27 protein-coding genes are annotated in these 26,414 nt (G+C 63.8%); 14 read left to right on the top strand and 13 right to left on the bottom strand.

From position 1 onward, the window contains the following. The first annotated feature begins 56 nt into the window (after positions 1-56). Entirely contained in the window at positions 57-740 is a 684-nt protein-coding gene (locus KUF59_RS00200) for a TetR/AcrR family transcriptional regulator (RefSeq protein WP_212456488.1), read from the top strand. Here the strand turns inward: KUF59_RS00200 and argG are convergent. The 6 genes from argG to KUF59_RS00230 all read right to left on the bottom strand — a co-directional run bounded on the left by argG (position 715) and on the right by KUF59_RS00230 (position 6,631). Continuing rightward, a complete protein-coding gene (gene argG, locus KUF59_RS00205) occupies positions 715-2,052 on the bottom strand; it encodes an argininosuccinate synthase (RefSeq protein WP_258768075.1) in 1,338 nt (445 codons plus the stop codon). The genes KUF59_RS00200 and argG overlap by 26 nt on opposite strands. An 82-nt stretch (positions 2,053-2,134) precedes the next feature. Beyond that, complete coding sequence (locus tag KUF59_RS00210) at positions 2,135-2,911, bottom strand: phosphatase PAP2 family protein (protein ID WP_212456486.1); 777 nt, start codon at positions 2,909-2,911, stop codon at positions 2,135-2,137. Positions 2,912-3,046: 135 nt separating this feature from the next. Continuing rightward, the gene (locus KUF59_RS00215) at positions 3,047-3,544 is read right to left on the bottom strand and encodes a hypothetical protein (RefSeq protein ID WP_212456485.1); all 498 of its coding nucleotides are present in this window, start codon (positions 3,542-3,544) and stop codon (positions 3,047-3,049) included. A 99-nt stretch (positions 3,545-3,643) separates the two neighbouring features. Continuing rightward, on the bottom strand, positions 3,644-4,846 hold the full coding sequence (gene rlmN / locus KUF59_RS00220; RefSeq protein ID WP_212456484.1) for a dual-specificity RNA methyltransferase RlmN: 1,203 nt from the start codon (positions 4,844-4,846) through the stop codon (positions 3,644-3,646). Positions 4,847-5,032: 186 nt separating this feature from the next. Then, complete coding sequence (locus KUF59_RS00225) at positions 5,033-5,677, bottom strand: invasion associated locus B family protein (protein ID WP_212456483.1); 645 nt, start codon at positions 5,675-5,677, stop codon at positions 5,033-5,035. A gap of 114 nt (positions 5,678-5,791) precedes the next feature. Further along, a complete protein-coding gene (locus tag KUF59_RS00230; protein WP_212456482.1) occupies positions 5,792-6,631 on the bottom strand; it encodes an SDR family oxidoreductase in 840 nt (279 codons plus the stop codon). Between the two features lie 151 nt (positions 6,632-6,782). On the opposite strand from KUF59_RS00230, the gene KUF59_RS00235 reads away from it, so the two are divergent. The 3 genes from KUF59_RS00235 to KUF59_RS00245 all read left to right on the top strand — a co-directional run bounded on the left by KUF59_RS00235 (position 6,783) and on the right by KUF59_RS00245 (position 10,331). Next, positions 6,783-7,757, top strand: a complete 975-nt coding sequence (locus KUF59_RS00235; RefSeq protein ID WP_212456481.1) for an NADPH:quinone oxidoreductase family protein — start codon at positions 6,783-6,785, stop codon at positions 7,755-7,757. A 504-nt stretch (positions 7,758-8,261) separates the two neighbouring features. Then, complete coding sequence (locus KUF59_RS00240; protein ID WP_212456480.1) at positions 8,262-9,140, top strand: hypothetical protein; 879 nt, start codon at positions 8,262-8,264, stop codon at positions 9,138-9,140. A gap of 24 nt (positions 9,141-9,164) precedes the next feature. Then, entirely contained in the window at positions 9,165-10,331 is a 1,167-nt protein-coding gene (locus KUF59_RS00245; protein ID WP_212456479.1) for a TAXI family TRAP transporter solute-binding subunit, read from the top strand. Positions 10,332-10,476: 145 nt separating this feature from the next. Here the strand turns inward: KUF59_RS00245 and KUF59_RS00250 are convergent, their stop codons facing one another. Further along, a complete protein-coding gene (locus KUF59_RS00250) occupies positions 10,477-10,854 on the bottom strand; it encodes a YkvA family protein (RefSeq protein WP_212456478.1) in 378 nt (125 codons plus the stop codon). A 109-nt stretch (positions 10,855-10,963) separates the two neighbouring features. Further along, entirely contained in the window at positions 10,964-11,257 is a 294-nt protein-coding gene (locus KUF59_RS00255) for a 4a-hydroxytetrahydrobiopterin dehydratase (RefSeq protein ID WP_212456477.1), read from the bottom strand. A gap of 164 nt (positions 11,258-11,421) precedes the next feature. Here KUF59_RS00255 and KUF59_RS00260 point away from each other — a divergent pair, with 164 nt between their 5' ends. From KUF59_RS00260 to KUF59_RS00270, 3 genes are all read left to right on the top strand, one after another. Then, positions 11,422-12,870 carry a TAXI family TRAP transporter solute-binding subunit gene (locus tag KUF59_RS00260; RefSeq protein WP_258768076.1) on the top strand — a complete coding sequence of 483 codons (1,449 nt, stop codon included), beginning with the start codon at positions 11,422-11,424 and terminating at the stop codon, positions 12,868-12,870. Positions 12,871-13,019: 149 nt separating this feature from the next. Further along, on the top strand, positions 13,020-14,561 hold the full coding sequence (locus KUF59_RS00265) for an alkaline phosphatase D family protein (protein ID WP_212456475.1): 1,542 nt from the start codon (positions 13,020-13,022) through the stop codon (positions 14,559-14,561). 117 nt (positions 14,562-14,678) lie between these two features. Then, complete coding sequence (locus KUF59_RS00270; protein ID WP_258768077.1) at positions 14,679-15,398, top strand: hypothetical protein; 720 nt, start codon at positions 14,679-14,681, stop codon at positions 15,396-15,398. Positions 15,399-15,401: 3 nt separating this feature from the next. Here the strand turns inward: KUF59_RS00270 and KUF59_RS00275 are convergent, their stop codons facing one another. Then, positions 15,402-15,803, bottom strand: a complete 402-nt coding sequence (locus tag KUF59_RS00275; RefSeq protein ID WP_212456473.1) for a response regulator — start codon at positions 15,801-15,803, stop codon at positions 15,402-15,404. Positions 15,804-15,965: 162 nt separating this feature from the next. Between KUF59_RS00275 and KUF59_RS00280 the strand changes: the two genes are divergently transcribed. The 7 genes from KUF59_RS00280 to KUF59_RS00310 all read left to right on the top strand — a co-directional run bounded on the left by KUF59_RS00280 (position 15,966) and on the right by KUF59_RS00310 (position 22,971). Further along, on the top strand, positions 15,966-16,736 hold the full coding sequence (locus KUF59_RS00280) for a Crp/Fnr family transcriptional regulator (RefSeq protein ID WP_212456472.1): 771 nt from the start codon (positions 15,966-15,968) through the stop codon (positions 16,734-16,736). A 91-nt stretch (positions 16,737-16,827) separates the two neighbouring features. Then, entirely contained in the window at positions 16,828-17,544 is a 717-nt protein-coding gene (locus tag KUF59_RS00285) for a prolipoprotein diacylglyceryl transferase (protein WP_212456471.1), read from the top strand. Beyond that, positions 17,525-18,970: a radical SAM protein gene (locus tag KUF59_RS00290; RefSeq protein WP_212456470.1), complete on the top strand. Its 1,446-nt coding sequence runs from the start codon at positions 17,525-17,527 to the stop codon at positions 18,968-18,970. The genes KUF59_RS00285 and KUF59_RS00290 overlap by 20 nt, the downstream gene beginning before the upstream one ends. Next, the gene (locus KUF59_RS00295) at positions 18,967-19,227 is read left to right on the top strand and encodes a hypothetical protein (RefSeq protein WP_212456469.1); all 261 of its coding nucleotides are present in this window, start codon (positions 18,967-18,969) and stop codon (positions 19,225-19,227) included. Before KUF59_RS00290 ends, KUF59_RS00295 begins: the two co-directional genes overlap by 4 nt. A 78-nt stretch (positions 19,228-19,305) precedes the next feature. After that, a complete protein-coding gene (locus KUF59_RS00300) occupies positions 19,306-19,494 on the top strand; it encodes a hypothetical protein (RefSeq protein ID WP_309500907.1) in 189 nt (62 codons plus the stop codon). A gap of 242 nt (positions 19,495-19,736) precedes the next feature. Continuing rightward, positions 19,737-21,563, top strand: coding sequence for a translational GTPase TypA (gene typA, locus KUF59_RS00305; RefSeq protein WP_212456467.1), 1,827 nt, complete (start codon positions 19,737-19,739; stop codon positions 21,561-21,563). 163 nt (positions 21,564-21,726) lie between these two features. Continuing rightward, positions 21,727-22,971: a flavin monoamine oxidase family protein gene (locus KUF59_RS00310; RefSeq protein WP_212456466.1), complete on the top strand. Its 1,245-nt coding sequence runs from the start codon at positions 21,727-21,729 to the stop codon at positions 22,969-22,971. 92 nt (positions 22,972-23,063) lie between these two features. Here KUF59_RS00310 and KUF59_RS00315 read toward each other — a convergent pair whose 3' ends face one another. The 4 genes from KUF59_RS00315 to KUF59_RS00330 are packed head-to-tail and all read right to left on the bottom strand — an operon-like array spanning position 23,064 to position 26,167. After that, positions 23,064-23,471 (bottom strand): thiol-disulfide oxidoreductase DCC family protein, encoded by a 408-nt coding sequence (locus tag KUF59_RS00315; RefSeq protein ID WP_212456465.1) that lies wholly within the window; start codon positions 23,469-23,471, stop codon positions 23,064-23,066. Further along, positions 23,471-24,796: an SDR family oxidoreductase gene (locus KUF59_RS00320; RefSeq protein ID WP_212456464.1), complete on the bottom strand. Its 1,326-nt coding sequence runs from the start codon at positions 24,794-24,796 to the stop codon at positions 23,471-23,473. The genes KUF59_RS00315 and KUF59_RS00320 overlap by 1 nt, the downstream gene beginning before the upstream one ends. A 7-nt stretch (positions 24,797-24,803) precedes the next feature. Next, complete coding sequence (locus KUF59_RS00325) at positions 24,804-25,271, bottom strand: DUF2269 family protein (RefSeq protein ID WP_212456463.1); 468 nt, start codon at positions 25,269-25,271, stop codon at positions 24,804-24,806. Continuing rightward, on the bottom strand, positions 25,268-26,167 hold the full coding sequence (locus KUF59_RS00330) for an alpha/beta hydrolase family protein (protein ID WP_212456558.1): 900 nt from the start codon (positions 26,165-26,167) through the stop codon (positions 25,268-25,270). The genes KUF59_RS00325 and KUF59_RS00330 overlap by 4 nt, the downstream gene beginning before the upstream one ends. Positions 26,168-26,414 lie beyond the last annotated feature (247 nt).

The raw sequence follows: 26,414 nt of genomic DNA on the forward strand, positions 1-26,414 counted from the left end.
GCGAGGACGTTGCATGCGGTGGAATCCGCACCGATGGTACGGTTTTGGAGGCAGCGATGGGAAAGGGCGAAGCAACGCGCGAACGCATTCTCGAAATCGCGGAAGCGGCGGTACTTGCCAAAGGTTTTGGCGCGACTTCAATCGACGAGGTGATCGCGGAAGCCGGACTGACCAAGAGCGGCTTCTTCTATCACTTCAAGGACAAGAGCGCACTCGCGCGGGAGATGCTACGCCGCTACGTGGAGACCAACGATCGCCTATTCGACGAAATCTTCAGGCGAGGGCGGGAGCTCTCGGACGATCCGCTACAATCGTTCTTGATCTCGCTGAAATTGCTCGCCGAGATCATGGCCGATCTACCAAACGGTCACCCCGGCTGCCTTATCGCCAGCATCTGCTATCAGGAGCGGCTGTTCGACCGAGAGGTTCGTGACCTGACCACGCGGTCAGTCCGAAGCTGGAATGCGCACTTTCGCGGAATCCTCGATGGCATCGCCGCGGTATATCCGCCGCGCGAGGAGATCGACCTCGACGATCTCGCCGAGATGATCTCGTGCGTCGTCGATGGTGCGATCATCATGTCGAAGACGCTCAACGATCCAAAGCGGCTGGAACGACAGATTCTGCTTTTCCGCAGCTGCGTTAAACTTGCCTTCGCCGCGCCTCTGACGCAGTCGCGCAAGCGCCCGTCCTCCGATCAGCCGACGGACGGCCTCAACCCTTGTCGCTTTCGAGCCTGAAGATCTGCGAGCCTTCGGTGCCCGACAGCAGGCCGGTGTCCGTGTAGAGCTTCAGCTTGGCGCGGGTATCGGCGATGTCGAGGTTGCGCATGGTGAGCTGGCCGATGCGGTCCGCCGGCGTGAACGGCGCATCCTCGACCTTCTCCATGCTCAGCCGTTCCGGCGCATAGGTCAGGTTGGGGCTCTCGGTGTTCAAGATCGAGTAGTCGTTGCCGCGGCGCAGCTCCAGCGTCACCTCGCCGGTGACGGCGCGGGCGACCCAACGCTGCGCGGTTTCGCGCAGCATCAGCGCCTGCGAGTCGAACCAGCGGCCCTGATAGAGCAGACGGCCGAGGCGCATGCCGCTGATGCGGTATTGCTCGATGGTGTCTTCGTTATGGATGCCGGTGACCAGGCGTTCATAGGCGATGTGCAGCAGCGCCATGCCGGGCGCCTCATAGATGCCTCGGCTCTTGGCTTCGATGATGCGATTCTCGATCTGGTCGCTCATGCCGAGACCATGGCGGCCGCCGATGGCATTGGCCTCGAGGAACAGCGCGACCGGATCGGTGAACGTCTTGCCGTTCAGCGCAACCGGCTGGCCTTCCTCGAAACGCACCACGACCGTCTCGGCCTTGACAGCGCAATCGTCGCGCCAGAACGGCACGCCCATGATCGGGTTGACGATCCTGATGCCGCTGTCGAGGTTTTCGAGATCCTTGGCTTCGTGCGTTGCGCCGAGCAGATTGCTGTCGGTCGAGTACGCCTTCTCGGCACTCATCTTGTAGGCGAAGCCATTGGCGGTCATGAACGCCGACATTTCCGCGCGGCCGCCGAGCTCGTCGATGAACTGCTGGTCGAGCCAGGGCTTGTAGATTTTGAGGCTCGGATTGGTCAAAAGGCCGTAACGATAGAAGCGCTCGATGTCGTTGCCCTTGAAGGTCGAGCCGTCGCCCCAGATGTTGACGCCGTCCTCCTTCATCGCCGCCACCAGCATCGTGCCGGTCACCGCGCGACCGAGCGGCGTGGTGTTGAAGTAGGTGAGACCGCCGGTTGAGACGTGAAAGGCGCCGGACTGAATGGCGGCGATGCCTTCGTGAACCAGTTGGGTGCGGCAATCCACCAGGCGCGCCTTCTCGGCGCCAAAGTCCATCGCCTTGCGCGGAATCTCGTCATAGTCGGCTTCGTCGGGCTGGCCGAGATTGGCGGTGTAGGCGTAGCAGCGTGCGCCCTTCTGCTTCATCCAGAGCAGCGCCGCACTGGTGTCGAGGCCGCCCGAAAAAGCGATGCCGACTTTCTCACCCTTGGGCAGGCTTTTCAGGATCGTGTTCATGATGCTTCCAATCGGATGTCGAAGGGCTGGGTTTGAATGCGCGAATATCAAATTTCGCTGACGTGAGCACGCCTTTAATGGCTCAGAGGGACGGCGCGGGCCCGGTTTTGCAGCCGAACAGGCGCTGGCGGAGCCGGTAGGAGGGCCAGGCGAAGCGGGTCAGCGCGGCGTCGACGGCCGCGTCCGACAGTCGCGTCCGCGGCCAGCGGTAAATCAGCGCAAAGGCGAACCAGATGACGACGAAGGTGACGAGGCCTGCGATCGCCACGTCGGTGAAGAAGTGTCCGCCGAAGGCCATGCGCAGACCGCTGGTCACGGCACCGAAGATCACGGCCCCGGCATAGGCAAGCGGCCGCCATTGCGGTGGTGCCAGCGCGGCCGGCGCCAATGTCCAGAACGCGGTCGCGCCCTCGCCGGAGAAGAAGGAGCAGTTACGGCCACAGCCGCCCCGCGGATCCCACCACGGCACGAATTGCTGCTCGCCGGCGAACTGCGTCACCACCACCGGACGCGGCCGGCCCCAATAGGACTTGAAGGCGAGATTGGTGAGGATGCCGGCCGACAGCGTCAGCGTCACCAACAGGAAGATGATCGCGCGTCCCGACACCAACAGCGGCCGGTCGGCTCTGACAAGCTTGACGACCAGCGCCACGATCGACGGCAGCGCGAACGCCCAGGCGATCCACATCGCGGCGTCGCGCGCGATGCCGGCATACCCGTTCAGCTTGAGCGGAAATGTCCTGGTCTCAGGGTCGAAGAACAGGCTGGCAAGCTTGAGATCGAGCTCGGGATAGATGCCGAAGAGCAGGCCGATCACGAGCCACAGGGTCAACCCAACGAAAAGTCCGGTCCGGTTCATGGCGCGCGGTTTAGCCGAGGCGGATGGCGATGGAAACCCTCTCACAGTCATTCCGGGGCGGCTCGAAGAGCCGAACCCGGAATCTCGAGATTCCGGGTCTGGTCCTTCGGACCATCCCGGAATGACTGTGTTTGACTACTTCATATCCGGCGGCCGCGAAGCCGCTGGCAGCGGCGGGGGCGGCTTGAGCGGGGGCGGCGGGTGGCGCCAGGCGCCGGCGTTGCGGCCGGCGATGATCCAGTAGACAAAACCCGCGACGATGCCCGCACCGGTCATGATCTCGAGGTGACGACGAACGATGCCGGAAAATTGCAGCGTATCGGGATCGAAGGGAACGAGGCCGAGATAGCAGGCCAGCCCCACGAGGCCGCCGCCGATCGCATAGGCGAGCACGCTGCGGATATAAAATGCCTCGGTGATCGCAACGATCACCATCGCCGGCAGCAGCGCAAAGCCCGAGACGAAGATGAAGCCGAAGCCGAGCAGGATGTCGATGGTGCTCTCATCGACTGGACCGGCGCCGAGATCGCTGAACTCGGGAAACAACAGCGCAGCGACCACGATCATGCCGCCCACCAGGCATGAGGCGAAAAATCCGATCAGGATGACGAAGAGGCGCCCGATCAATCCCATCGGACACATCCATGGTCGTTTACAAAGAGCAGCACAACATCCCCACCGTCACGCCCGGACCCGTCAGCGGCCATGACGGATGTTGATGGCCGCTTCATGTCAATCCGTCATCGCCATGGCACGGAGCGCATCGCGCTCGCGGACGGAGAGCTTTTCGGTTTCCGACTTGAGCTGACCGCAGGCGGCGAGGATGTCGCGGCCACGCGGCGTGCGTACCGGCGAGGAATAGCCGGCGTTGAAGATGTATTCGGAGAATTTCTCGATCTGGTCCCAGTCCGAACACTCATAGGCCGTGCCGGGCCAGGGATTGAACGGGATCAGATTGATTTTTGCCGGAATGCCCTTCAGGAGCTTCACCAGCAGCTTGGCGTCGTCGAGCGAATCGTTGACACCCTTGAGCATCACATATTCGAAGGTGATGCGGCGTGCATTCGAAGCGCCGGGATAATCGCGGCACGCCTGCAACAGCTCGGCGATCGGATATTTGCGATTGAGAGGCACCAGCTCGTTGCGCAGCTCATCGCGCACGGCATGCAGCGAAATCGCCAGCATCACCCCGATCTCGTCGCCGGCGCGCACGATGTTCGGCACCACGCCCGAGGTCGACAGCGTGATGCGCCGGCGGGAGATGCCGATGCCTTCATTGTCGCCGACGATCAAAAGCGCATCGCGCACCGCGTCGAAATTGTAGAGCGGCTCGCCCATGCCCATCATCACGATGTTGGTGACGAGACGCGTGCCGTTCTCGCGATCGGCCCAGTCGTTGAGGCGATCGCGCGCCACCATCACCTGACCGACGATCTCGCCGGCGGTGAGATTGCGCACCAGGCGCTGCGTGCCGGTGTGGCAGAAGGCGCAGTTCAGCGTGCAGCCGACCTGCGAGGAGACGCACAGCGTGCCGCGATCGGTTTCGGGGATGTAGACGCACTCGACCTCGTGCGCCTTCTGCACATTGTCGCCGCTCGGCAGGCGCAGCAGCCATTTGCGGGTGCCGTCGTTGGAAATCTGCTCGGCCACCACTTCGGGCCGGTCGACGGTGAAACGTTCTGCGAGGTCGGCGCGGATGCCCTTCGAGACCGAGGTCATCTCGTCAAAGCTCTTGGCGCCGCGGAAATAGATCCAGTGCCACAATTGCTGCACGCGCATCTTGCGCTGCGAGGGCTGAACGCCGATCTCGCCAAGGCGATCGGCGAGCTCGTTGCGCGACAACCCGATCAGCGACGGCTTTGCCGGCGGCACATAGGTCTCGAGCGGCGTCTTCTCCACCAGGGTTGCGTTATGCGGCACGGTCGTCGGTTGCATTGAATGGACCTGATTGCGTTGTCGTTCCGGGGCGATGCGAAGCATCGAACCCGGAACCTCGAGATTCCGGGTCTGGTCCTTCGGACCATCCCGGAATGACGGAAGAAAGCTTGGAGCCGCCCCTATATAGCAACCGGAACTCCCGATTGCGACCGTGGCTATTGCCTGGCGTTACCGCTCACGATCTTAGCGCTTACAATCCTGCGCGATACGGTCGAGCGCCTGGGCGAGGCCCTTCAGCGAGAAGGTGTCGGTCGTCTCCGTCCCCTTGGCCGACATGCCCTTGACCACCAGATCGGCCGATTTGCGCATGGCTTCCACCATTCGCTCCTCCTCGGCCGCATTCTTGATCCAGAGACCGTCGCCCTGGGTGTACATCGCGTAGGAGCCGCCGCCGACCTCGAGCGTCGATTCCGAGCCCGGCTTCAGCGCGTAGCCGATCATGATCGAGACTTCGTTGGCGACCTTCTCCGACGGCCGGGTCGAGACGAAGGCGTAGGCCGGATCGCGCGGGCGATTCGGCGGATTGGTCTTGGACGACGACGGCTTTGCCAGCGCGAAGCAGACTTTCTTGCCGTTGGGCGTGGCGGAATAGGCACCCCAGGTTCCGAACTGGCCGATCAGGGTCGGCTCGGCTCCGCCCGTCATTGCCGCGGGCGGCGCGACAGGCTTGCTCTCGGGTTTTGCCGCCGTCTTCGGCGCGGGACTCGGTGCCGTCGTAGACGTTTTGGGCGCCGCTTTCGGCGCGGGTTGCGCCGTCTGCGCCTGCGCGAGATCGGCAATCCCGCACACCACCACTCCCATCATCAAAGCTAATAGCACCCGCCACATGCCGGAGTGGTTCCCTCAATATTGTGACTGGAAGATGGCCCGATAGCGCGTTGTCCCCGGGCAGAGATACCCGGGAAAACCCTGCTTGGGAAGGTAGTTAGGGGTGGTGTTGCGCTAACCTTTAGCCCGTGCGGCGCGTTGCTCGGCCCATTGCGCGTCGCTCCAGCGCAGCAAATCCTCGGCACCGGAACTGCGCAAGTGCGCGCCGCCGTCGATGACGACCATCTCGCCATTGATGTAACCGGCGCGATCCGAGACGAGGAAGCTCGCGAGATCGGCGAGCTCGCCATGCTCACCGGTGCGGCCCATCGGGTTGCGCGAGGTCCAGCCCTCGTCGCGGCCCTCGGGGCGCAATTGCCCGGTGGCGCCTGCGGTCGGGAACGGCCCCGGGGCGATCGCGACGGTGCGGATGCCCTTCGGTCCCCATTCCACCGCAAGGCTCTTGGTCATCGCGAGCACCGCCGACTTCGCCATCGCCGACGGCACGGTGAAGGCGCGGCCGGTGATGATCGAGGTCGAGAGGATCGAGAGCACGACGCCCTTGTGCTTGCCCTCGATCCAGCGCTTGCCGGCCGCGAGCGTGCAATACATCGCACCATGCAGCGTCGGCGCGAGGATGGCGTCCGCGGCATGGAATGAGAGATGCTCGCTCTGCGCGATGAAGGTTGCGGCGGCGTTGTTGACGAGAATATCGAGCGGCGCTTCGCGCCAGATCTGATCCATCATGGCGTCGACCGCAGCGCCGTCGCGAATGTCACAGCCAACAGTCGTGACCTTGCCGCCGGTCTGCTGGCGCATGTCAGAGGCAGCGGCCTCGAGCCGATCGACCTTGCGGCCGCAGATCACGAGCTCCGCGCCGAGTTCGAGGAAGCGTCGCCCCATCGCAGCGCCCAGCCCCGAGCCGCCGCCGGTCACCAGGATGCGCTTGCCGCCGAGCAGACCTGTTTCAAACATCGTTTGAATCCTCCCTTTGGTCATTGCGGGGATAGGCTTTCGTGTCGCCTTGGACAAAGAAACCGGATTGTCGCCCGTGCCTAAATCCGGCAGAAACGGACAAACTATAATTCCGTCCTGGAACGCCAAACGCTCTCAAGAAGGTGCCGCCATGAAAGCCATCCTCTGCTCGCAATATTGCCAACCCGACGATCTCGTGCTGGCCGACGTGCCGGATCCGGTGGCAGGTCCCGGCGAGGCCGTGATCGCGATCAAGGCAGCGGCACTCAACTTCTTCGACATACTGATGATCCAGGGCAAGTACCAGATCAAGCCGCCCTTCCCGTTCTCGCCGGCGGCGGAAGTTGCTGGCGTAATCGAGAGCATCGGCCCCGGCGTGACCGACCTCAAGGTCGGCGATCGCGTCGTGGCTTCGTGCGGCCACAATGGCGCGCGCGAAAAGATCGCGCTGCCGGCCGCCTCGATCGTAAAAATCCCCGACAATCTCGACTATGACCGCGCCGCCGGCATCATCATCATCTACGGCACCGCGCTGCATGCGCTGGAAGATCGCGCCAGCCCGAAACCCGGCGAGACGCTCGCGGTGCTGGGTGCGGCCGGCGGCACCGGCCTTGCGGCCTGCGAACTCGGCAAGCTGTTGGGCCTCAAGGTGATCGCCTGCGCCTCGTCGGAAGAGAAGCTTGCATTCGCGAAGGCGCACGGCGCCGAGCTGACGCTCAACTACGCCAAGGAAGATCTGAAGGAAGGTCTGCGCAAGCTCACCGACGGCAAGGGCGTCGACATCATCTTCGATCCCGTGGGCGGTGCCTATGCGGAAGCCGCGCTGCGCTCGATCGCCTGGGAAGGCCGTTTCCTGGTGATCGGTTTTGCCGCCGGCGACATTCCGAAGATGCCGCTCAATCTCGCGCTGCTCAAAGGCTGCGATATCCGCGGCGTGTTCTGGGGCGCGTGGACGCGGCTCAACCCGGCGAAGAACCGCGCCAATCTCGAGAAGCTGGTGAAGTGGACGGCGGAAGGAAAAATCTCCTCGCATGTCGACCGCACCTTCCCGCTCGCGCGGACCGCCGACGCGCTGAAGGTGCTCGCTGGACGTCAGGCCATGGGCAAGGTGATCTTGCATCCGTGAGTTACCGACTGTTTCCGTCACGGCGCCGTCGCCACAACTGAGATGTTGTCGCCCGACTTGATCGAGCGACCCCGTAATCCAGAGTTGCAGTGAGTTAGCCGCAAGGCCGCGGCGTACTGGATGCTCCAGTCCCGGCTACGCCCGGCCACCAGGGTGCTCGGCCGCCGAAGCTTTGGCGAAAGCGGCAAACCGGGGCATAGCAGCGTCTTGTGGGCGCGCGCATGCTCGTCTATCGAGTGGAACACTGCTCGCGTCCGCCCTTGCCGCCACCCGCATCGTAAACTTGGCCTCAACCAACGCGCGTAAAATTGTGGTGCGCTCCGCGGCATCGCCTCAATCAAACCCAAATATTTCCTGATTCGCGCAAATCGCCGTCGCTTTTTGGGCTGATTCAGACGGCGATTTACCGGTTCCAGTTTGCGGGGCGCTTCTGGACAAAAACAATAAGAAAACTGCCGTCAGGGACTGCCCCAGCGTTGCGTTATGTATTTGGGGAGTATCACCATGGAGACGACGGCCTACCGGGCCTCCGTGACATCGAGGGAACTCGACGACAACCAGGACGCGAACGATCCGCACGCCATGCCATATCACCTGGCACGCGCGGACCGGACCGACCTTTCACCGCATGATCCGATGCCGCTGTTTCTGTCCGATCCGGAAATCGCGCCCGATCCGCAGGAGTTTTCGCCGCGCAGCGTGCGGCCGCGTACCGGCCTCGCCACGCAGATCGTGGCGAGCGTGCTCGCCGCAAGCGCCATTGCGGTGCTGTTCGTCCTGTTTCAGGCCGATGTCGGCCGCCTCTTGCAGATCAATACCGGTGCCTGGGTGAGCAGTGTGATGGCGAACCAGCCGGCTACGCCTCCCGTCAGCTCTCCGCCGGTCCGCCAGATTCCGCTGAAGGATCCGACGCGCGTGTCGAACCCGCAGGTACAACTTGCGAGCGCTGATACGAAGGATGCCGCGGCGCCGGCGGCGCCGAGCCGCGAGGCGATCGCGAATGCCTACCAGACCGCGCTACAGGCACAGACGCCATTGCCGTCGCCGGCTCCGATGCCGGCTGCTGCACCGCCGCCACCGTCCGCACCTGCGCCTGCGAAAACGCTCGACGCCGATACGCTTGCCGGGCTCATGACCCGCGCCAAAAGCCTGATCGGCATCGGCGATATCTCGGCCGCGCGGCTGCTGCTCGAACGCGCCGCAAACGCGCAGGATGCGACCGCCGCCTTCATGCTGGGACAAACGTTTGATCCGGCGGTGCTGGGCACGAAGGACACGCGCAGCATCACCGCAGACGCGGCCGCCGCGCGCGACTGGTACCAGAAAGCGGCACGGCTCGGCTCGGCGGAAGCCAAGCAGCGCCTCACTCAGCTTCAAAACTAGAATCGACCTAAGCAGGGAACCAGCATGCGTAATGTTGCAAGGATGGCGCTTGCCGCCATGATGATGATCTGCGGCAGTGCCGCATATGCCGCCGAGCAGGGCGAATATGACCCGAGCAAGGTCTCCGACAGTCTGAAGGCGATCTTCCAGTTCGGCTCGACCTCGACCAAGCAGGCGCTCAACGCCAACACAGTGACGCTGATCACCGGCACCATCGGCGGCACCTATGTGCAGTTCGGGGCCGACCTCGCCTCCGTGCTCGACGACGGCAACAAGTTGCGCGTATTGCCGATCGTCGGCCGCGGCTCGGTGCAGAGCGTCGCCGACATTTTGTTCCTGCAGGGCGTCGACCTCGGCATCGTCCGGGCCGACACGCTCGACTATCTCGAGCGCAAGGGCTTTGCGAAGGACATCAAGAAGCAGTTCACCTATGTGACGAAGCTCTACAATGAGGAGATGCAGGTGATCGCGCCGAAGTCGGTGGCGACACTGAAGGACCTCGAAGGCAAGAAGGTCAGCGTCGATCTGCCCAATGGCGGCACCTTCGTCACCGCGCTGACGGTGTTCGAGCGGCTCGGGATCAAGGCGAACTTCGTCTATATCGAGCAGCGCATCGCGATGGAGAAATTGAAAGCCGGCGAGATCGACGCCGTGATCGTGGTCGGCGGCAAGCCGTACAAATCGGTCTCGACTTTCAACAATGACGGTCGCTTCCATCTCGCCGCCGTCGACTACGCCAAGCCGCTGCAGAACGACTATCTGCCTGCGTCGCTCACCGCAAAGGACTATCCGAACCTGATCAAGGACGGCGAGACCGTGGATACGATCGCGGTGCCCGCTGTGCTCGCGGCCTATAACTGGGATGCCAAGACCGAACGCTATCGCAAGATCTCGCAATTCGTCGACGCGTTCTTCACGAAATTCCCGACGCTGCAGAACCCGCCGTTCCATCCGAAATGGAAGGAAGTCTCGCTCGCCGCGCCCCTGTCGGGCTGGAACCGGTTGCCGGTCGCGCAGCAATGGCTCGACAAGCACGGCGTCGAGCCGGTGGCGCGACAGCGTTTTGAGGCCTTCCTGAAGCAGAATCCCGCGGCGGCCAAGGTGGTGCAGTCGGAGACCGACAAGGAAGCGCTGTTCAAGCAATTCCAGGCCTGGGAAGCCGAGAACGCGCGGGCGCAGCAGCGGAAGTAGTCCTCGTCATTGCGAGGAGCCCGCGACAAAATTGCGTAGCAATTTTTCGCTGGTGCGACGAAGCAATCCAGACTGTGACCGTGGATACATCTCTGGATTGCTTCGCTTCGCTCGCAATGACAGCGATGTGTGGCTGAACTCGCCCTTACTCCGCCGCTTCCTCCACGCCGCGCTTCAGCGCGGCGCGGGCGGCTTCGCGGTGCTCTGACGTGATGTTGCTGGCGACGAGTTTTATCGCGGTGGCCAGAATCGCGGCGTCGTCGGTGAAGCCGAGCACCGGCAGCACGTCGGGAACGAAGTCGAACGGCAGGATGAAATAGGCGATTGCCCCTAACAGCGATGCCTGCACATGGCGCGGCGTCTGCTTGTCGAAGGCGCAGTAATAGGCCGCGAGCAGGTCCTCGGCGAACGGCAGGTGCGCCGCGACGCGCTTCGCCTTCCGCCAGAAGCGGCGGCGCACGCTGTCGCGATCTTCCGCGAGCCGGTCGGCCGGCTCGAAGCCGACACCGTGTTCGGCAGCCATGGTCGAAAACTCCCCGTTCAGTCCGGCGCGGCCGATGGCCGCATCCGTCGTCGTTCACAAGATGGGGATTGGCCGACGCCCTGCAAGATACCGGCCCGTCAGGCCTTGGTCAGGCTTTGGCGATCGCGTTCATCGCCTTGGCAAGCTCGACGTCGAGCGCGGTGACGCCGCCGGCGTCGTGGGTGGCCAGCACCACCTCCACCGTCTTGTAGACGTTGCGCCATTCCGGGTGGTGATCCATTTTCTCGGCGACAAGGGCCGCGCGCGTCATGAAGCCGAAGGCTTCGTTGAAATCCTTGAACGTGAAGGTCTTGCCGATCGCTTCGCGTCCCGGGGTCTCATTCCAGCCCGCCAGCCCACCCAAGGCCTGCTTGCGTGCTTCCGACGACAACCGCTCCGCCATGACCGCCTCCGTTCTTCAGGGGAACTTTACCCTAACAACTTTACCCCAACACCTGGCTTACGCCCGGGTTCATAGGGATTTCGGCCATCCGCTAACCATGACGTAGAAGTAACCCCGGCGGGCAAGAAATTTGCTACAATTATGGGCGTAGCTACCAGGCCAGGATGAAACCAGGCCTGAAACGCATGTTTGGGAGATCGATGACCGGGGGCACCGACCGGACCGACATACCCACGCCGACGTCGCCGCGATCGGCGGCGCGGAAAACCATGCTTGCGTCGCTCGCGCTCGTGCTCGCCGTCATCGGCACGCTCGTCGGCGGCTATTACTTTGCGATGCGTCCGGTGACGCTGAAGATCGCGGTCGGCCCGGCCAACAGCGATGACGTCAAGGTCGTGCAGACGCTAACCCAGGCCTTCGCGCAGAGCAAAGGCTATGTACGGCTGCGCCCGATCCAGACCGACGGCGCGACCGCCAGCGCCCAGGCGCTCGCGGAAAACAAGGTCGATCTCGCCATCGTGCGCGGCGACGTCGACGTTCCCAAGAACGCGCAGGCCGTCGCCACGCTGCGCAAGAACGTCGTCGTGCTCTGGGTGCCGCCGCCCGGCAAGGGCAAGAAGAAGGGTCCCAAGATCACCAAGATCGCGCAGCTCGCCGGCCATCGCGTCGGCGTGGTCGGTCGCACGCAGGCCAACGTCAACCTGCTGAAGGTGATCCTGCAACAATATGGCGTCGATCCCGCCAAGGTGGAGATCGTGCAATTCCCGGCGAACGAAGCCGCGGAGATGATCCGCGGCCAGAAGGCCGATGCCTATCTCGCCGCCGGCCCCGTCAACAGCAAGATCACCGCCGACGCCATTGCAGCCTCGACCAAGGACGGCGGCGTTCCGACCTTCCTTGCGATCGACTCGGCAGATGCGATCGCGCAGAACCATCCGGTGTACGAGTCGGCCGAGATCCCCGCCGGCACCTATGGCGGCGCGCCCGACCGCCCCGACGATGAGGTCAAGACGATCAGCTTCGCGCACCACATCGTCGCGCGCAAAGGCCTGTCGGAAACCACGGTTGCGATGTTCACCCGGCAGCTCTTCGCCGTGCGCCAGCAATTGGTGACGGAGTTCCCGCTGGCCGCGAAGATCGAAACGCCTGACACCGACAAGGACGCCGTGATTCCCGTGCATCCGGGCGCCGCCGCCTTCGTCGACGGCGAAGAAAAGACCTTCCTCGACAAATACAGCGATTACATCTGGTGGGGCCTGATGGCGCTCTCCGCCATGGGCTCGATCGGCGCGTGGTTCGCGGGCTATCTGAAGAAGGACGAGCGCGACAACAACAGCCATCTGCGCGAACGGCTGATGGACATGATCGTCGCGGCCAGGAAGAGCGAGACGGCCGAAGAGCTCGACCAGATGCAGACCGAGGCCGACGACATCCTGCGCGACACGCTGCGCTGCTTCGATCACGGCGCGATCGAGGAAGGCGGCCTCACGGCATTCAACATCGCGCTCGATCAATTCCATGCGGCGGTTGCCGACCGCAAGGCAGTGCTCTTGAGCCTGCCGCAAAACCTGCAGCGCGCCGGCGCGCAATTTCGCGCGGCAGGTAACGCATAAGCACTTGCCGGCGTAATCGCCGCGTCACATTGTCTCAATATAGCTGCGCCGTCATTCCGGGGCGCGCGCCAGCGCGAACCCGGAATCTCGAGATTCCGGGTCTCGTCCTTCGGACCCGGAATGACGTTGCCTCAGCCAGCGAATCCTCCATGAAAATCAAACTCTCCCGCCGTCGTTTCCTCTCCACCGGCGCCGGTGCGCTCGGCGCACTCGCGATGCCGCATCTGTCGCGCGCCGGCGACCGGCCGCTGATCACTCACGGCGTGCAATCCGGCGACGTTACCGTCGACGGCGGCGTGGTCTGGGCGCGTGCCGACCGGCCCTCGCAAATACTGGTCGAGGTGGCGACGACCGAATCCTTCCGCAATGCCCGTGCGCTGCCGCCGATCGCGGCGCTGCCCGAGAGCGATTTCACCGCCAAGATGCTGCTGGAGAACCTCCCCGGAGGGCAGGACATCTTCTACCGCGTCCGCTTCCGCGATCTCTCCTTTACGGCCGCCGAGAGCGAGCCGGTGGTCGGCCGCTTCCGCACCGCGCCTGCCGATCGCCGCGACGTCAGCTTCGTCTGGGGCGGCGACGTCGCCGGCCAGGGCTGGGGCATCAATCCCGATGACGGCGGCATGTTCACCTTCGCGACCATGCGCAAGCACCGCCCGGACTTCTTCCTGCATTCCGGCGACACGATCTACGCCGACGGCCCGATCCAGCCGGAGGTGAAACTCGCGGACGGCAAGCTCTGGAAGAACGTCACCATTGCCGAGAAGGCCAAGGTCGCCGAAACGCTCGACGAATTCCGCGCCGCGCATAAGTACAATTTCTCCGACGACAATGTCCGCGCCTTCAATGCCGAAGTCCCGATCTTCGTGCAGTGGGACGACCATGAGGTGACCAACAACTGGTCGCTGTCGAAGGAGCTGCCGGCCGCCTACAAGGAGCGCAACATCACGCTGCTGGCGGCGCGCGGGGCGCGCGCCTTCCGCGAGATGTATCCGATGCGCGAGAGCATCGTGGAGCCGGGCCGGGTTTATCGCCAGATCTCCTACGGCCCGCATCTCGACGTCTTCATGCTCGACGAGCGCAGCTATCGCGGCGCCAACGGTCCCAACCAGGAGACCGCGTACGGGCCCGCCAGCTACTTCCTCGGCCCGGACCAGATTGCCTGGCTGAAGCGCGGCCTGCTCAACTCGCGCGCGACCTGGAAGGTGATCGCCTCCGACATGCCGCTCAGCCTCATCGTGGCCGACACCGCAAAGGGGGGCTCGGAAGCTTTTGCGCAAGGCGACGGTCCGCCGCGCGGCCGCGAGCTGGAGATCGCCGACCTCCTGCGCTTCATCAAGATGGCGCCGATCAGGAACACCGTCTGGCTCACGGCCGACGTGCACTACGCCGCGGCGCATTACTACGATCCGAACAAGGCGCAGTTCCAGGAATTCGACCCGTTCTGGGAGTTCGTCTCCGGTCCGCTGCATGCGGGCACGTTTGGACCCAACACGCTCGACAACACCTTTGGTCCGGAGGTGCGCTTCATCAAGGCGCCGGAGCCGGGCCAAGCCAACCTGCCGCCGTCAGCCGGCATGCAGTTCTTCGGCCACGTCAAGATCGACGGCGCGAGCGGGCAGATGACGGTGACGCTACGCGACCGCGCCGACGTCGCGCTGTGGGCGACCACACTCGACCCGAAGCTCGCCTAAGCCGAACCCGGCGTCCGGATGGCCGTGAACCAACCGGCCGGCTCAGACGACCATTGCAGGCCCATCCCGTCTTCGACGTGGGCCTGATTTCGTTTGAGCCGTTTTCGAGTTGAAGCCGTGCACTCTAGCCGCCGATTGATCGTCATCGCGCTCCTGCTAACCCAAACGCCGTTCGCCTCGGCACAGGCGCCGGAAAAGGACAAGGCCACGCGGGTCCGCGAGGCCTTTGCCTCGCCTTACGGCAAGGCGATGACAGCAGAGCTCGGAAAATCGCTGCGTAGCAGTGCCGATCCGGCGTGCCTCGCGGACAAGGGCATCAACGCCGACCAGCTCGAGCCGCGTGGCCGCGACATCGTCATCAAATGGGGCACGCGGCTTGTGGAAGGCTTGTTGGCGCCCATCGACCGGCAGATCTCCGCCAAGCCATTTGCGGGCACGGCGGAACTCGAACGCCTGAAGGGCAATGCGGACGTTAAGCGCTATCTGGCCATGGAAGAACCGATGCGCCAGGCGAAGGTTCTTGACGTGGTCTTTGAGAATTTCGATCGCTACAATCTGGTTCGCCGCGTCAGGCTTCGCGCGGTATATCCCTTGGGTACCGGCAATGAAGACTTGCTTCGTCTCAATCCGAGCGATGCCACGGAAGAGGCGCTGGACAAGTTCGCGGGTGACAGCCGGTCGAAGGCGCTGAAGCGCTTCCTGCAATTGTCCGAACAGGCAGCGACTGCGGAAGCGGCGATCATCAAGGCATCTCAGACCCCGTCAATGACTCCGCTCAACTTCTTCGAGGGCGTCGAAGCCGATCTCGCCGAGCTCTGCATTCGCACTGGAAAATAGACGTCAGAGCTTGCGCGTCCGCAGCGCCGCTTCCAGCGCATCGCTCGGACACGGCTTTTGCAGCCGCGGTACTTTGGCGAATTGCGCCGGGATGCTCACCTCGGCGCCATAGCCGGTGACGAACACGAGCGGAATCTTCAACGCCGTCAGCCGTTCGGCAATCGCAAAGCTCTTCTCGCGAACCAGCTCGACATCGAGCAGTGCGAAATCGGGCTCACGCCTCTCGATCTCCTGAAGCGCGCGTGCGACGGACGCAACCGTGCGGACGTGCTTCACGCCGAAGCTCAGCAAGCGGTCTTCGAAATCGATGGCGATGATCGGGTCGTCCTCGGCGATCAAGACGTCGGCGGGATGGTCGGGGTCGTCAGGCAAAGTGGCTATGATCTCGTTGACATAGGGCTGCATGTTTCTTCCTATCCGGAAGCCTCAACACGACACCTGCGCCCAACATGTCGGAGAGTTCCAGGAACGAAACTCAGCACATCGTCGTTGGTCCGTCTGTCCACTTGTGCACACAAGTCCTGGACGAACCTCGCTAAACACGAAGGGGGGAGAAGGGGACCGACGATGGACGTGTTGACTGGCAAGGCGGCGGAGACGACCAGCCGGCCCTACAACAATCTGCTGCGGCGATTGAACGAGGCGGACTACGCGCTGATCGCACCGCATGTCGCGCTCGAGACCGCAGATGCCAACGATCTGCTCTACAATCCCGGCGACGACGTCCAGGTCGTGCATTTTCCGTGCGGGCCCGCGCTCGCAACCTTCCTCGTTGCCAACGAGGACGGGCGCGACGTCGAGACCATTCTCGTCGGCCGCGAGGGTGCGGTTGGCGGCATCGTCAGCGAGGGTTTTCTGCCGGCCTACACCCGCATCGTCGTAAAATTCGGCGGACCCTTTGCGCGCATTCACGTCGCCAAGCTGGAAGCGGCGAAGGCGAAATCGAAAATACTGAGCAACATTTTTGCACGCTATGCCGACTGCATGCTGGCGCAGATCTTTCAGTCGACCGCATGCAACGCCATCCACTCGATCGAGCAGCGCACCGCCAAATGGATTTTGGCCGCGATGGAGCGGACCGATGGCAACGACAGCGTGCCGCTGACACACGAGCAGCTCGCGACCCTGCTTGGCGTCGGGCGCAGCTATGCCAGCCGGGTGATCCAGTCGTTCAAGGCCGACGGCGTGATCGAGACGCGGCGGGGATCGATCCTGGTCCGCAATCGCGACGGACTGCGTCTGCGCGCCTGCCTGTGCAACGACGCGGTAAAGGCCCATTTCGAGGACGTGCTGCGCGGCGTCTATCCGACGGAGGAGACGAACAACAGCTCGGCGTGACGCACTGGTCCCTGCACTTCGCCCCCCGAAGTGCGGGAAGAGTGTTCGGAATGCGTATCGCTCCTGAACGAACTCACGCTAATATCCCCCCATGAGCGGGGCTGGGCTTCACATCGTCTTCGATATCGCGGCATGGCTCGCGGCGGGCGCCGCGGTGTACTGGCTGTCGCGCCGCGGGCTGAAATTCCCCTCGCAGTCGTTCGAGGTGCCCTACATCGCCGCCCTGGTGTTCGGCGCGGGCCTCGGCGCCTATCTGTTCGGATCGCTGAACCTGTGGCTATCGGGCCAGGCCGGCATCGCGCGCTCGGTCGAGGGCGCGCTTGCGGGTGGCATTGTCGGAATCGAACTCTACAAATGGTCCGCCGGCATTTCCCTGCGTACCGGTGCGCGGTTTGCGCTGCCGCTGGCGCTCGGCATCGCGATCGGACGGCTCGGCTGCTACTTCGCGGGTCTCGACGATTTTACCTACGGCACGCCGACGGCGCTGCCCTGGGGCCATGATTTCGGTGACGGAATAAGCCGTCATCCCGTGCAGCTTTATGAGAGCACCGCAATGGCGGCTTTCGCGGTCGCTTACGTGCTGGCGGTCTTGAACCGAAGCGACTTTATCGTCACTAATGGTTTCTACCTGGCGCTCGCCTATTACGGGTTGCAGCGGTTCTTGTGGGAATTCCTCAAGCCTTACGGCGCGCTGATCGGCCCCTTCACGCTGTTTCACCTGCTGTCGCTCTTCATCCTGCTCTACGCCGCCTTCATGCTGGCGACGGCATCAAAAGCGAGACCCTTACATGAACGCGCCGCTGCGTAGGTCCCGTCCCTATGTTTTCTGGGGTCAGACCCAATCGCTCTGCGAGACCTGCCTGAAGCTGGTGCCGGCCAAGATCCAGATCGTCGGCAACGAGGTCTGGTACGAGAAGCGCTGCAAGGAGCACGGCGTGCAGTCGACGCTGATCTCGACCGATGCCGCCTATTGGCGCTTGTGCAAGGATTTCATCAAGCCCGGCGACAGGCCGCTGCAATTCCAGCAACGCACCGAGTTCGGCTGTCCCTATGATTGCGGCCTATGCTCCGACCATGAGCAGCACTCCTGCCTGGCGCTGATCGAGATCACCGAGCACTGTAACCTCACCTGCCCGGTCTGCTTCGCGGAATCCTCGCCCGCGCGGACGCAGTTCACGCCGCTGCCCAAGATCGAGAAAATGCTCGATGCGCTGGTCGCAAGCGAGGGCGAACCGGACCTGGTGCAGATCTCCGGCGGCGAGCCGACGCTGCATCCGGACTTCTTCGAGATCCTGGACGCCGTGCGCGCTCGCCCGATCCGCCACGTCATGATCAACACCAACGGCCTGCGTATCGCCCGCGAAAAGGATTTCGTGGCGCGGCTCGCCGAGAACAGGCGTGGGCTCGAGGTCTACCTCCAGTTCGATTCGCTGGAGCGTGAGGCGCTGATCAATTTGCGCGGCGCGGATCTGCGCAAGATCCGCCAGCAGGCGCTGGAAAATCTCGAGCATTATGGCGTGTCGACGACCCTCGTTGCCACCATCAAACGCGGCGTCAACGACGGCGAGATCGGCGACATCGTTCGCCACGCATTGACATGGAAATGCGTGCGCGGCGTCACCCTCCAGCCGGTGCAGGATGCCGGCCGCAACGAAGCCTTCAACAAGGAGACCGACCGCATCATGCTGTCGGAGATCCGCAAGCGCGTGATCGAGACCGGTGTGTTCGGCGACAAGGACATGATCCCGCTGCCCTGCAACCCCGAAAGCATTTCGATCGGTTACGGCCTGCGCAATGGCGACAAGGTTTTGCCGTTGACCTCGCTGATCCCGCAGGAGCAGCTTCTGGCCGTGATGCCAAACACCATCAGTCCGGAAAAATATCCGGTGCTGCGGGAAAAATTTGTTGATCTGTTTTCGCTGTCATCTGGGCCGCTGAACACCAGCGAGCGGGTCTGCGAATTGCTGTGCTGCCTGCCGAGCTTCCAGGTGCCCGAAGGCCTCAGTTACGAGAATGTCTTCCGCGTCACCATCGTGCAGTTTCTCGACCGCTTCAATTTCTGCGTCGGCAACGTCAAGCGGTCCTGCATCCATTTCGTGACGGAGCAAGGAGCGATCATCCCGTTCGACACCTACAACCTGTTCTACCGCAACGGCGCCATCACCCGCATCCGCGCCGAGCTTGCCGGACAGACCTCTCGCGAGGCAAGGCAGAGCGAGGAGGCATCACAGTGAGCGATACACCGCCGCCGGTCTTGCCACCCGTCCCAACGCCCGATCGGGCACGCAGCGGCTGCCTGACCGCGCTCATGGTGATTTTCGGGATCATCATGCTGCTGCCGGGCCTCTGCGCGCTGTTGTTCGGCGGCATGTCCGTGTTCGAGGGAGGACGGATCGATACCGACATCGCGCCGCTGGTGTTCCTGGGCCTGGTCGTGGGCGCTGTCGGAGTCGCTCTGATCTGGGCGGCCATCAGGGGACGGCGGAGCTAGGCAACGATGAGCAGCACCGACAGTCCACCCCCTCCGGCGGGCCCACCGGCCAGGCGCAGCGGCTGGCGGACCGCGCTCATGATCGTGGTCGGCGTCATCCTGTTGTTCCCGGGCCTCTGCGCGCTGGCTTTCGGGGCCGGAGGCGGCCGCGACCCCATGGTGATCATGATCGTCCTGGTCTGCCTGCTGGTGAGCGCCGGAGGAATCTGGCTGATCGCGGCGGCGATTGGCGGGCGGAACGCCAAACGACCCCCGGCCGGCCCCTAACCCCCGGAAATCCCCGGGCAAAATTCAGTCAACCAACCGGCAAAGAACACATTGTTTTTTGACGGTTTTTGCATATATTGCGCCGCAAACGCGCAAGGTGTGCCCGGTCGATCTGGCCGGGCTTCCTTTTTGGGCGAAGCAGGCCCCGTTTTTCACGTTTTCAGCGTTGTCCGAGAAGAGGTCCCGGTCTGACCGGCGAGATCGCGCTTAACCCATTGTTCGAACGCAAAGAAGCTCTACCCATGAACCTCCGCAACGTCGCCATCATCGCCCACGTCGACCACGGCAAGACGACCCTGGTCGACCGCCTCCTCCAGCAGTCCGGCACGTTCCGTGAGAATCAGAAGGTTGCCGAACGCGCCATGGACTCCAACGATTTGGAGCGTGAGCGCGGCATCACCATTCTGGCCAAGGCGGCTTCGGTGCAGTGGAAGGACACCCGCATCAACATCGTCGACACCCCAGGCCACGCCGATTTCGGCGGCGAGGTCGAGCGCATCCTCAACATGGTGGATGGCGCGCTGGTGCTGGTGGACGCTGCCGAAGGTCCGCTGCCGCAGACCAAGTTCGTGGTCTCCAAGGCGCTCAAGGTCGGGTTGAAGCCGATCGTCGTCATCAACAAGGTGGACCGCCCCGACGCCCGTCCGACCGAAGTCATCAACGAGGTGTTCGACCTGTTCGCGGCGCTCGACGCCAGCGAGGAGCAGCTCGACTTCCCGATCCTCTACGGGTCGGCCAAGCAGGGCTGGATGGCCGACAGCCCCGAGGGTCCGAAGGATCAGGGCATGGAGCCGCTGTTCGACCTGATTCTGCGCCACGTCGCGCCGCCCCAGGTCGAAGAGGGTCCGTTCCGCATGATCGGCACCATTCTGGAGGCCAATCCCTATCTCGGCCGTATCATCACCGGCCGCATCACCTCCGGCATCCTCAAGCCGAACCAGACGGTCAAGGTGCTCTCCGCCGACGGCAAGCAGATCGAGCAGGGCCGCATCAGCAAGATCCTCGCCTTCCGCGGCATCGAACGGACGCCGCTGGATGAAGCCGAAGCGGGTGACATCGTCGCCATCGCCGGCCTGACCAAGGGGACAGTTGCCGACACCTTCTGCGATCCGTCCGTCGAGACGCCGCTGGTGGCGCAGCCGATCGATCCGCCGACCGTGTCGATGTCGTTCATCGTCAACAACTCCCCGCTCGCGGGCACCGAGGGCGACAAGGTGACGAGCCGCATGATTCGCGACCGCCTGCTGCGCGAGGCCGAAGGCAACGTCGCGCTGCGCGTCACCGAGGCCACCGACAAGGATTCGATGGAAGTTTCAGGCCGCGGCGAATTGCAGCTCGCGATCCTGATCGAGACCATGCGCCGCGAGGGTTTTGAGCTCTCGGTGTCGCGTCCGCGCGTCGTCTACCAGAAGGACGAGGCCACCGGCGCGACGATGGAGCCGATCGAGGAAGTCGTCATCGACGTCGACGAGGAGCATTCCGGCGTCGTCGTGCAGAAGATGAGCGAACGCAAGGCCGAGCTGATCGAGATGAAGCCCTCGGGCGGCAACCGCCTGCGTCTGGTGTTCTACGCGCCGACCCGCGGCCTGATCGGCTATCAGGGCGAGCTTTTGACCGACACCCGCGGCACCGCGATCATGAACCGCCTGTTCCACGGCTATGCGCCGTACAAGGGCGAGATCCAGGGCCGCCGGAACGGCGTGCTGATCTCCAACGAGCAGGGCGAGGCTGTTGCCTACGCCATGTTCAAGCTGGAAGACCGCGGCCCGATGATGATCGAGCCGGGCTGGAAGGTGTATCGCGGCATGATCGTCGGCGAGCACACCCGCGACAACGACCTCGAGATCAACGTGCTGAAGGGCAAGCAGCTCACCAACATCCGCACGACCTCGAAGGACGAAGCGGTGCGCCTGACCCCGCCGATCCGCATGACGCTGGAAAAGGCGCTCGCCTATATCGAGGACGACGAGCTCGTCGAGGTGACGCCGAAATCGATCCGCCTGCGCAAGAAGCACCTCGACCCGAACGAGCGCAAGCGCGCGGAAAAGGCCCGGGAAGCGGTGGCGTAAGCCTACTAGCCAAGCCAAATCGTCATGGCCGGGCTTGTCCCGGCCATCCACGTCTTCGATACTGGGTGGGAACTACGTGGATGCCCGGGACGTAGGCGAGCGCGGAAGCGACGCCGTCCTTCAGACGGCAATGCCCGGGCATGACGAAGAAATAGACGGCGCAATGTCCCTCCCCTCCTCCGTCGACGTCGCGATCATTGGCGCGGGCGCGGCCGGCCTCGGCGCCGCGCATGTGCTGAATGGCTCCGGCCTTTCCGTGATCGTGCTTGAAGCGCGCGACCGGCTCGGAGGGCGAGCCTGGACGGTACAAGCCTCGCCTGACGTGACCTTCGACGTCGGCTGCGGCTGGCTGCACTCCGCAGAGCAAAATTCCTTCGTCGCAATTGCCGAGCAGCTCGGCTTCGAACTCAACAAAGACCTGCCACCCTGGCGCGAGCGCGCCTATGGCAACGCCTTTCCGCAAAGCGAGCGTGACGATTTTATGCGCGCGCTCGACGAATTTTACGATCGTCTTAGCGAAGCGGCCGAGACCGGCGAGGATCGCCCTGCTGCCACCTGCCTCGCGCCCGGCAACCGCTGGAATCCGATGATCGATGCGATCTCGACCTATGTGAACGGCTGCGAGCTCGACGAGGTCTCGATCCTCGACTGGGACGCCTACGAGGACACCAACACCAATTGGCGCGTGCGCCGCGGCTATGGCGCGCTGATCGCAGCCTATGGCGCGCCCTGTCCGGTGGCGTTCAATTGCAACGTCACGCTGATCGATCATTCCGGCAAGCGCGTGCGGCTCGAAACGTCGCTGGGTACGCTTGCGGCAGACAAGGTGATCGTCACCGTGCCGACCAATCTGATCGCCGACGAAGCGATCCGTTTCTCGCCGGCGCTGCGAGCCAAGGTCGATGCGGCGCGCGGCCTGCCGCTCGGTGCCGACGACAAGGTGACGCTGGCGCTGGAGGACGCAGAGGTCTTTCCAAAGGAAGCGAACCTCCGCGGCGCCACTATGCGGACCAAGATGGGCACCTATCACATCCGCCCGTTCGGCCAGCCCTGCATCGAAGGCTTTTTCGGCGGTACGTTTGCGCAGGAACTGGAACGCGCGGGCGACGGCGCCATTGCCGCGCACAGCATTGACGAGATATCAGGCTTCCTCGGCAACGACATCCGCCGCAAGCTAAAGCCCCTGCGCGAGTCGCGCTGGACCCTCGACCCCTTCGCCCGCGGCTCCTATTCGCACGCAATGCCGGGCCATGCGGGTGACCGTGCGGTTCTGGCGGAGCCGGTCGACGGCCGGCTGTTCTTTGCAGGCGAAGCGACCTCGGCGAACTTCTTCTCGACGGCGCACGGGGCAAGGGACAGCGGCGAGCGAGCGGCGAAGGAAGTGCTGGCGCTTATGGCGAAGCGCTAACCGCGTTCTCTGTCGTTGCGAGCGGAGCGAAGCAATCCAGACTGCTGCCGCGGAAGCATTTCTGGATTGCTTCGCTTCGCTCGCAACGACAGCTACTCAATCACCCGCGCCCGCAACTCCGCGTCCGGCACGAAGCACGCGTCGTACTTGCCAAAAATGCGGTAGCGGTTGCGCGCGACGAGATTGTAGACCGCGTTGCGCAGCGATTTTGGGACGGCGAACAGCACGCGCACCCAAGCCCAGCCGGGCAATTGCGACAGCACCGTCAACGCAGCATCCGACTTGAGAAACGCTTTGCCGCCGTGGATCACGGTATTGGTATCGGGGTCATCAGGGTCGATCCCAAACGTCTGCGCGAGCCGCGTGCCGTAGCCCGACTGGATCGGCGTGAAGCGAAACCGCCGCGCAGTGTCGCGCTTGGCGACGAAGCGGACCCAGCGTGAGCAGAAGATGCAGACGCCGTCGAACAGGATCACGTCGTCGTCGGGCCATTCGGGCATCAGCGGTTATCCAGCATCAAAAGCGCGACCAGCATCAGCACGATCGCCGGGCCCGTCTTCACGAGTGCGCCGAGCGGCTCGATCCAGAGATCGGGCGTCAGGATCGCTGCACCGAACATGTAACCGAGCGAGGCGACGATACCGGCGATGAGCCCGATCGCGCAGGTCCGGCGGAAGGCGATCAAGACACCGATGCTCATGTCCATCAGGCTGGTACCAACAGTGATCGGGTCAACCAGCACCGGCGAAAAGCCGTGTGCGGTCAAAATGCCGGCGGCGGCGCGGTAGGAAACGAACAGTGCGATGAAGCCGGAGACGAGCCAGAACGCCACCAGACTCGCGATGATCAGCGCCTTCACCAGGAACAGCCGGGCGAACCATTTGTCCTGAACGGTCGCGGGATGGCGGCCGATCGTGTCGGACAGCGTCTTGGGCGTGATGCCGGTCGCGGCCATCCAGGACGCGGGATCGCCGGTGACACCGCGGCGCAGTTCGGCGATCGCGGTGGAGCGCATCGGCGGCGTCCAGCCGAGGCGATTGACGAAATCGCCGAGCCTTGCACCGCAATCGAGCAGGAACATCGGCATTGCGACATGCGGCCAGCCGGCGGTGCCGAAGCCAACGCGGAACTGCTTGATGACGCCGGCCATGGTGATCGGCTGCGCCTGCATCAGATCCCAGGTCACGGCCCTCACGGATGCATCGTCGATGTCGCAAGCGGCGAGCCACGCAATCGTGGCGGCGATATCCTCGACCGCGACCGGCTGGAATGGCGTCGCCATTTCCTTCTCCGGCAGATCGAGCGGAAACGCCGCGAGCGCGCGCAGCATGGCGCTGCCGCCATAGGCCGCCGGCGCCACCACGAAGCCGGGCCGCAGGATAGCGTGGGGAATGCCTGAGGCAGCGATCAGGCGTTCGGCCTCGCGCTTGGTCGCTGCGAAAGCGGTACGGTCTTCATCGGCCGCGCCGGGAATCGAGATGTGCACCAGCCGGATCGTGCGACCGCTGTCGCCGATCGCCTGCAACAGGCGCGCGACGAAATCGCGATGCACGGCGTTGGTATCGCTGCCCGGACCATCCTGGAGCACGCCGAGACAGTTCACGACCATGTCGACCGCGTGCTCGCGCATGAGGTGCGCCAATGCCGCCGCGTCCAGCGACAGGATCGGCAATTCCAGATCGAGCGCGCTCATCTTCTGCGCCGCTGACAATGTGCGGGCGACGCCGACGACGCGAAAACCTCGCGCCCGCAGATCATCGGTGACGAAGCGGCCGATCAGGCCGGAGGCGCCGAGCAGGAGAATATTTTGCGAAACCTCGCCCATCACTCCCTCAGAACGGTTTTGCGATCATCAACCACAGGATCAGCATCGTCGCCCCAAAGCCGGGGAAGCCGAATATGAACCAGCGGCGAAACAGCACGAAATAGCGCGGCGGAAGCGGCTCATGCATCTCCGCCGCCTTGCGCGCGAGGTCGCGCATCTCGATTTGCATGAAGACCACGGGCACCCAGAACAGGCCAGCCACGACATACAGCGCGAGCGAGGCCGCCAGCCAGCGGTCCGCGATCGATGTCGCCGACAGCAGCATCAAGACGCCACCCGTGACCGGCTGGAGGATCACGGCCGACAGCGTGAACAGCGCATCCGCAATGACCACGACCGATGCCGTACGGGCGATGAACGCGACATCGCGGCTCTGATGCGCCATCAGCATGAAGAAGGCGATGCCACTTCCGGTGCCCAGGATGACGATGGCGCCGAGTACGTGCAGAAATTTGACCAGGAAATACAGCGTCATGGTTTTTTGGCCGCCACCGGTGGCGTCGCTCTCAGCGCCCGGTCAAGCTCGGCGCTGACCGCTTTGACGCCGGCCTCGGTCTCGATCATCCAGTGCCCCTCGCTGCCGACAGCCGGCAGCGCACGGAAATCGACCTTGTCGCCGCCGCTGCGAAACGCGGCCACCAATTGCTGCGAGAATGCGGGCGCGAAATAGGTGTCGTTGGCGGCCACGAGCCATGTCACGGTAATGCGCGCCGCCTTGCCGAATTCGGCCGCAGCCGCAACGAGCGTGTGCGGCGCGCAGATGCGGTTCGGGAAGTCATTGGCGTGCCCGCCGCGCCCCGGCGCAAAGGCCACGATGGCCGACAGGCCCTTCGGATCCACTTTTGCCAACGCGAGCGCACCCCACCCTCCGGCGGAATGGCCGAGCACGACCGCGCCATCCTTGCGGACAAAGCTTTGGCCGCGCAAAAATTCCAGCGCGAGCGAGATCTGATCGGCGGTGGCGCGGCCGGAGCTGACATAGTCGGCCTCGTCGCAGCCGCCCTGATCCTCGGCGTAGCGGCCGCCGGTCGCACCATGGCCGAGGCGCTCCGGCACCAGCACGGCAAAGCCGCGCGCGACCAGGAATGCCGCAAGCGCGCGATATTCGGGCTGCGGCATTTGCACGCGACGCAGGACGTTCTGCGTCGTGGCATGGGCGATCAAAGCCAGGCGGAACGGCCCGTCGCCGGGCGGCCGAAACAGCAGGCCCCGCGCAGGATGGTCCGCGTCTGAAGACGGCAGGCGCCATTGCTGCCTTCGATAGGGCCCGTCCTCGCCGCCCTGCGGCCCGAGCCCGTTTTGCGCCCGCGTCGGCGCGCTTGCGAACGCGGCAAGCACGAGGATGGCGACGACGACCTTGAAGCAGCGCATGAATTGCCGGGGCGGGGTGCGGAGATCGCGGGCAGAGTAGCGGGCGCGAATCAACTTGGCCGCTGTTTTCTGCATGGGCTCACCATCGCTTGAAACCATCGCCGCCACGGCAGGTTTTGCACTGGTGCATGGCCGCCCGTGCCATCAAATGCGGCGTCCTGTCCTCTTTCGGTACAACATGGTTAAGATACTGATGCAGAAAATCCACACGTTAACCGATAATTAACGATAGCTCTTGCCGCCGGCG

It is taken from the genome of Bradyrhizobium arachidis (assembly GCF_024758505.1).
In the GTDB taxonomy this organism is placed as follows: domain Bacteria; phylum Pseudomonadota; class Alphaproteobacteria; order Rhizobiales; family Xanthobacteraceae; genus Bradyrhizobium; species Bradyrhizobium manausense_C.

Excerpts from the sequence above, each read along its gene's own strand:
- argG (WP_258768075.1), bottom strand. The coding sequence starts at position 2,052 with ATGAACACGATCCTGAAAAGCCTGCCCAAGGGTGAGAAAGTCGGCATC.
- KUF59_RS00225 (WP_212456483.1), bottom strand. The coding sequence starts at position 5,677 with ATGTGGCGGGTGCTATTAGCTTTGATGATGGGAGTGGTGGTGTGCGGG.
- KUF59_RS00250 (WP_212456478.1), bottom strand. The coding sequence starts at position 10,854 with ATGGCTGCCGAACACGGTGTCGGCTTCGAGCCGGCCGACCGGCTCGCG.
- KUF59_RS00215 (WP_212456485.1), bottom strand. The coding sequence starts at position 3,544 with ATGGGATTGATCGGGCGCCTCTTCGTCATCCTGATCGGATTTTTCGCC.
- KUF59_RS00280 (WP_212456472.1), top strand. The coding sequence starts at position 15,966 with ATGGACGTGTTGACTGGCAAGGCGGCGGAGACGACCAGCCGGCCCTAC.
- KUF59_RS00265 (WP_212456475.1), top strand. The coding sequence starts at position 13,020 with ATGAAAATCAAACTCTCCCGCCGTCGTTTCCTCTCCACCGGCGCCGGT.
- KUF59_RS00325 (WP_212456463.1), bottom strand. The coding sequence starts at position 25,271 with ATGACGCTGTATTTCCTGGTCAAATTTCTGCACGTACTCGGCGCCATC.
- KUF59_RS00320 (WP_212456464.1), bottom strand. The coding sequence starts at position 24,796 with ATGGGCGAGGTTTCGCAAAATATTCTCCTGCTCGGCGCCTCCGGCCTG.
- KUF59_RS00310 (WP_212456466.1), top strand. The coding sequence starts at position 21,727 with ATGTCCCTCCCCTCCTCCGTCGACGTCGCGATCATTGGCGCGGGCGCG.
- KUF59_RS00210 (WP_212456486.1), bottom strand. The coding sequence starts at position 2,911 with ATGAACCGGACCGGACTTTTCGTTGGGTTGACCCTGTGGCTCGTGATC.
- KUF59_RS00330 (WP_212456558.1), bottom strand. The coding sequence starts at position 26,167 with ATGCGCTGCTTCAAGGTCGTCGTCGCCATCCTCGTGCTTGCCGCGTTC.
- KUF59_RS00285 (WP_212456471.1), top strand. The coding sequence starts at position 16,828 with ATGAGCGGGGCTGGGCTTCACATCGTCTTCGATATCGCGGCATGGCTC.
- KUF59_RS00315 (WP_212456465.1), bottom strand. The coding sequence starts at position 23,471 with ATGCCCGAATGGCCCGACGACGACGTGATCCTGTTCGACGGCGTCTGC.
- rlmN (WP_212456484.1), bottom strand. The coding sequence starts at position 4,846 with ATGCAACCGACGACCGTGCCGCATAACGCAACCCTGGTGGAGAAGACG.
- KUF59_RS00260 (WP_258768076.1), top strand. The coding sequence starts at position 11,422 with ATGAAACCAGGCCTGAAACGCATGTTTGGGAGATCGATGACCGGGGGC.
- KUF59_RS00235 (WP_212456481.1), top strand. The coding sequence starts at position 6,783 with ATGAAAGCCATCCTCTGCTCGCAATATTGCCAACCCGACGATCTCGTG.
- typA (WP_212456467.1), top strand. The coding sequence starts at position 19,737 with ATGAACCTCCGCAACGTCGCCATCATCGCCCACGTCGACCACGGCAAG.
- KUF59_RS00245 (WP_212456479.1), top strand. The coding sequence starts at position 9,165 with ATGCGTAATGTTGCAAGGATGGCGCTTGCCGCCATGATGATGATCTGC.
- KUF59_RS00290 (WP_212456470.1), top strand. The coding sequence starts at position 17,525 with ATGAACGCGCCGCTGCGTAGGTCCCGTCCCTATGTTTTCTGGGGTCAG.
- KUF59_RS00300 (WP_309500907.1), top strand. The coding sequence starts at position 19,306 with ATGATCGTGGTCGGCGTCATCCTGTTGTTCCCGGGCCTCTGCGCGCTG.
- KUF59_RS00275 (WP_212456473.1), bottom strand. The coding sequence starts at position 15,803 with ATGCAGCCCTATGTCAACGAGATCATAGCCACTTTGCCTGACGACCCC.
- KUF59_RS00255 (WP_212456477.1), bottom strand. The coding sequence starts at position 11,257 with ATGGCGGAGCGGTTGTCGTCGGAAGCACGCAAGCAGGCCTTGGGTGGG.
- KUF59_RS00200 (WP_212456488.1), top strand. The coding sequence starts at position 57 with ATGGGAAAGGGCGAAGCAACGCGCGAACGCATTCTCGAAATCGCGGAA.
- KUF59_RS00230 (WP_212456482.1), bottom strand. The coding sequence starts at position 6,631 with ATGTTTGAAACAGGTCTGCTCGGCGGCAAGCGCATCCTGGTGACCGGC.
- KUF59_RS00240 (WP_212456480.1), top strand. The coding sequence starts at position 8,262 with ATGGAGACGACGGCCTACCGGGCCTCCGTGACATCGAGGGAACTCGAC.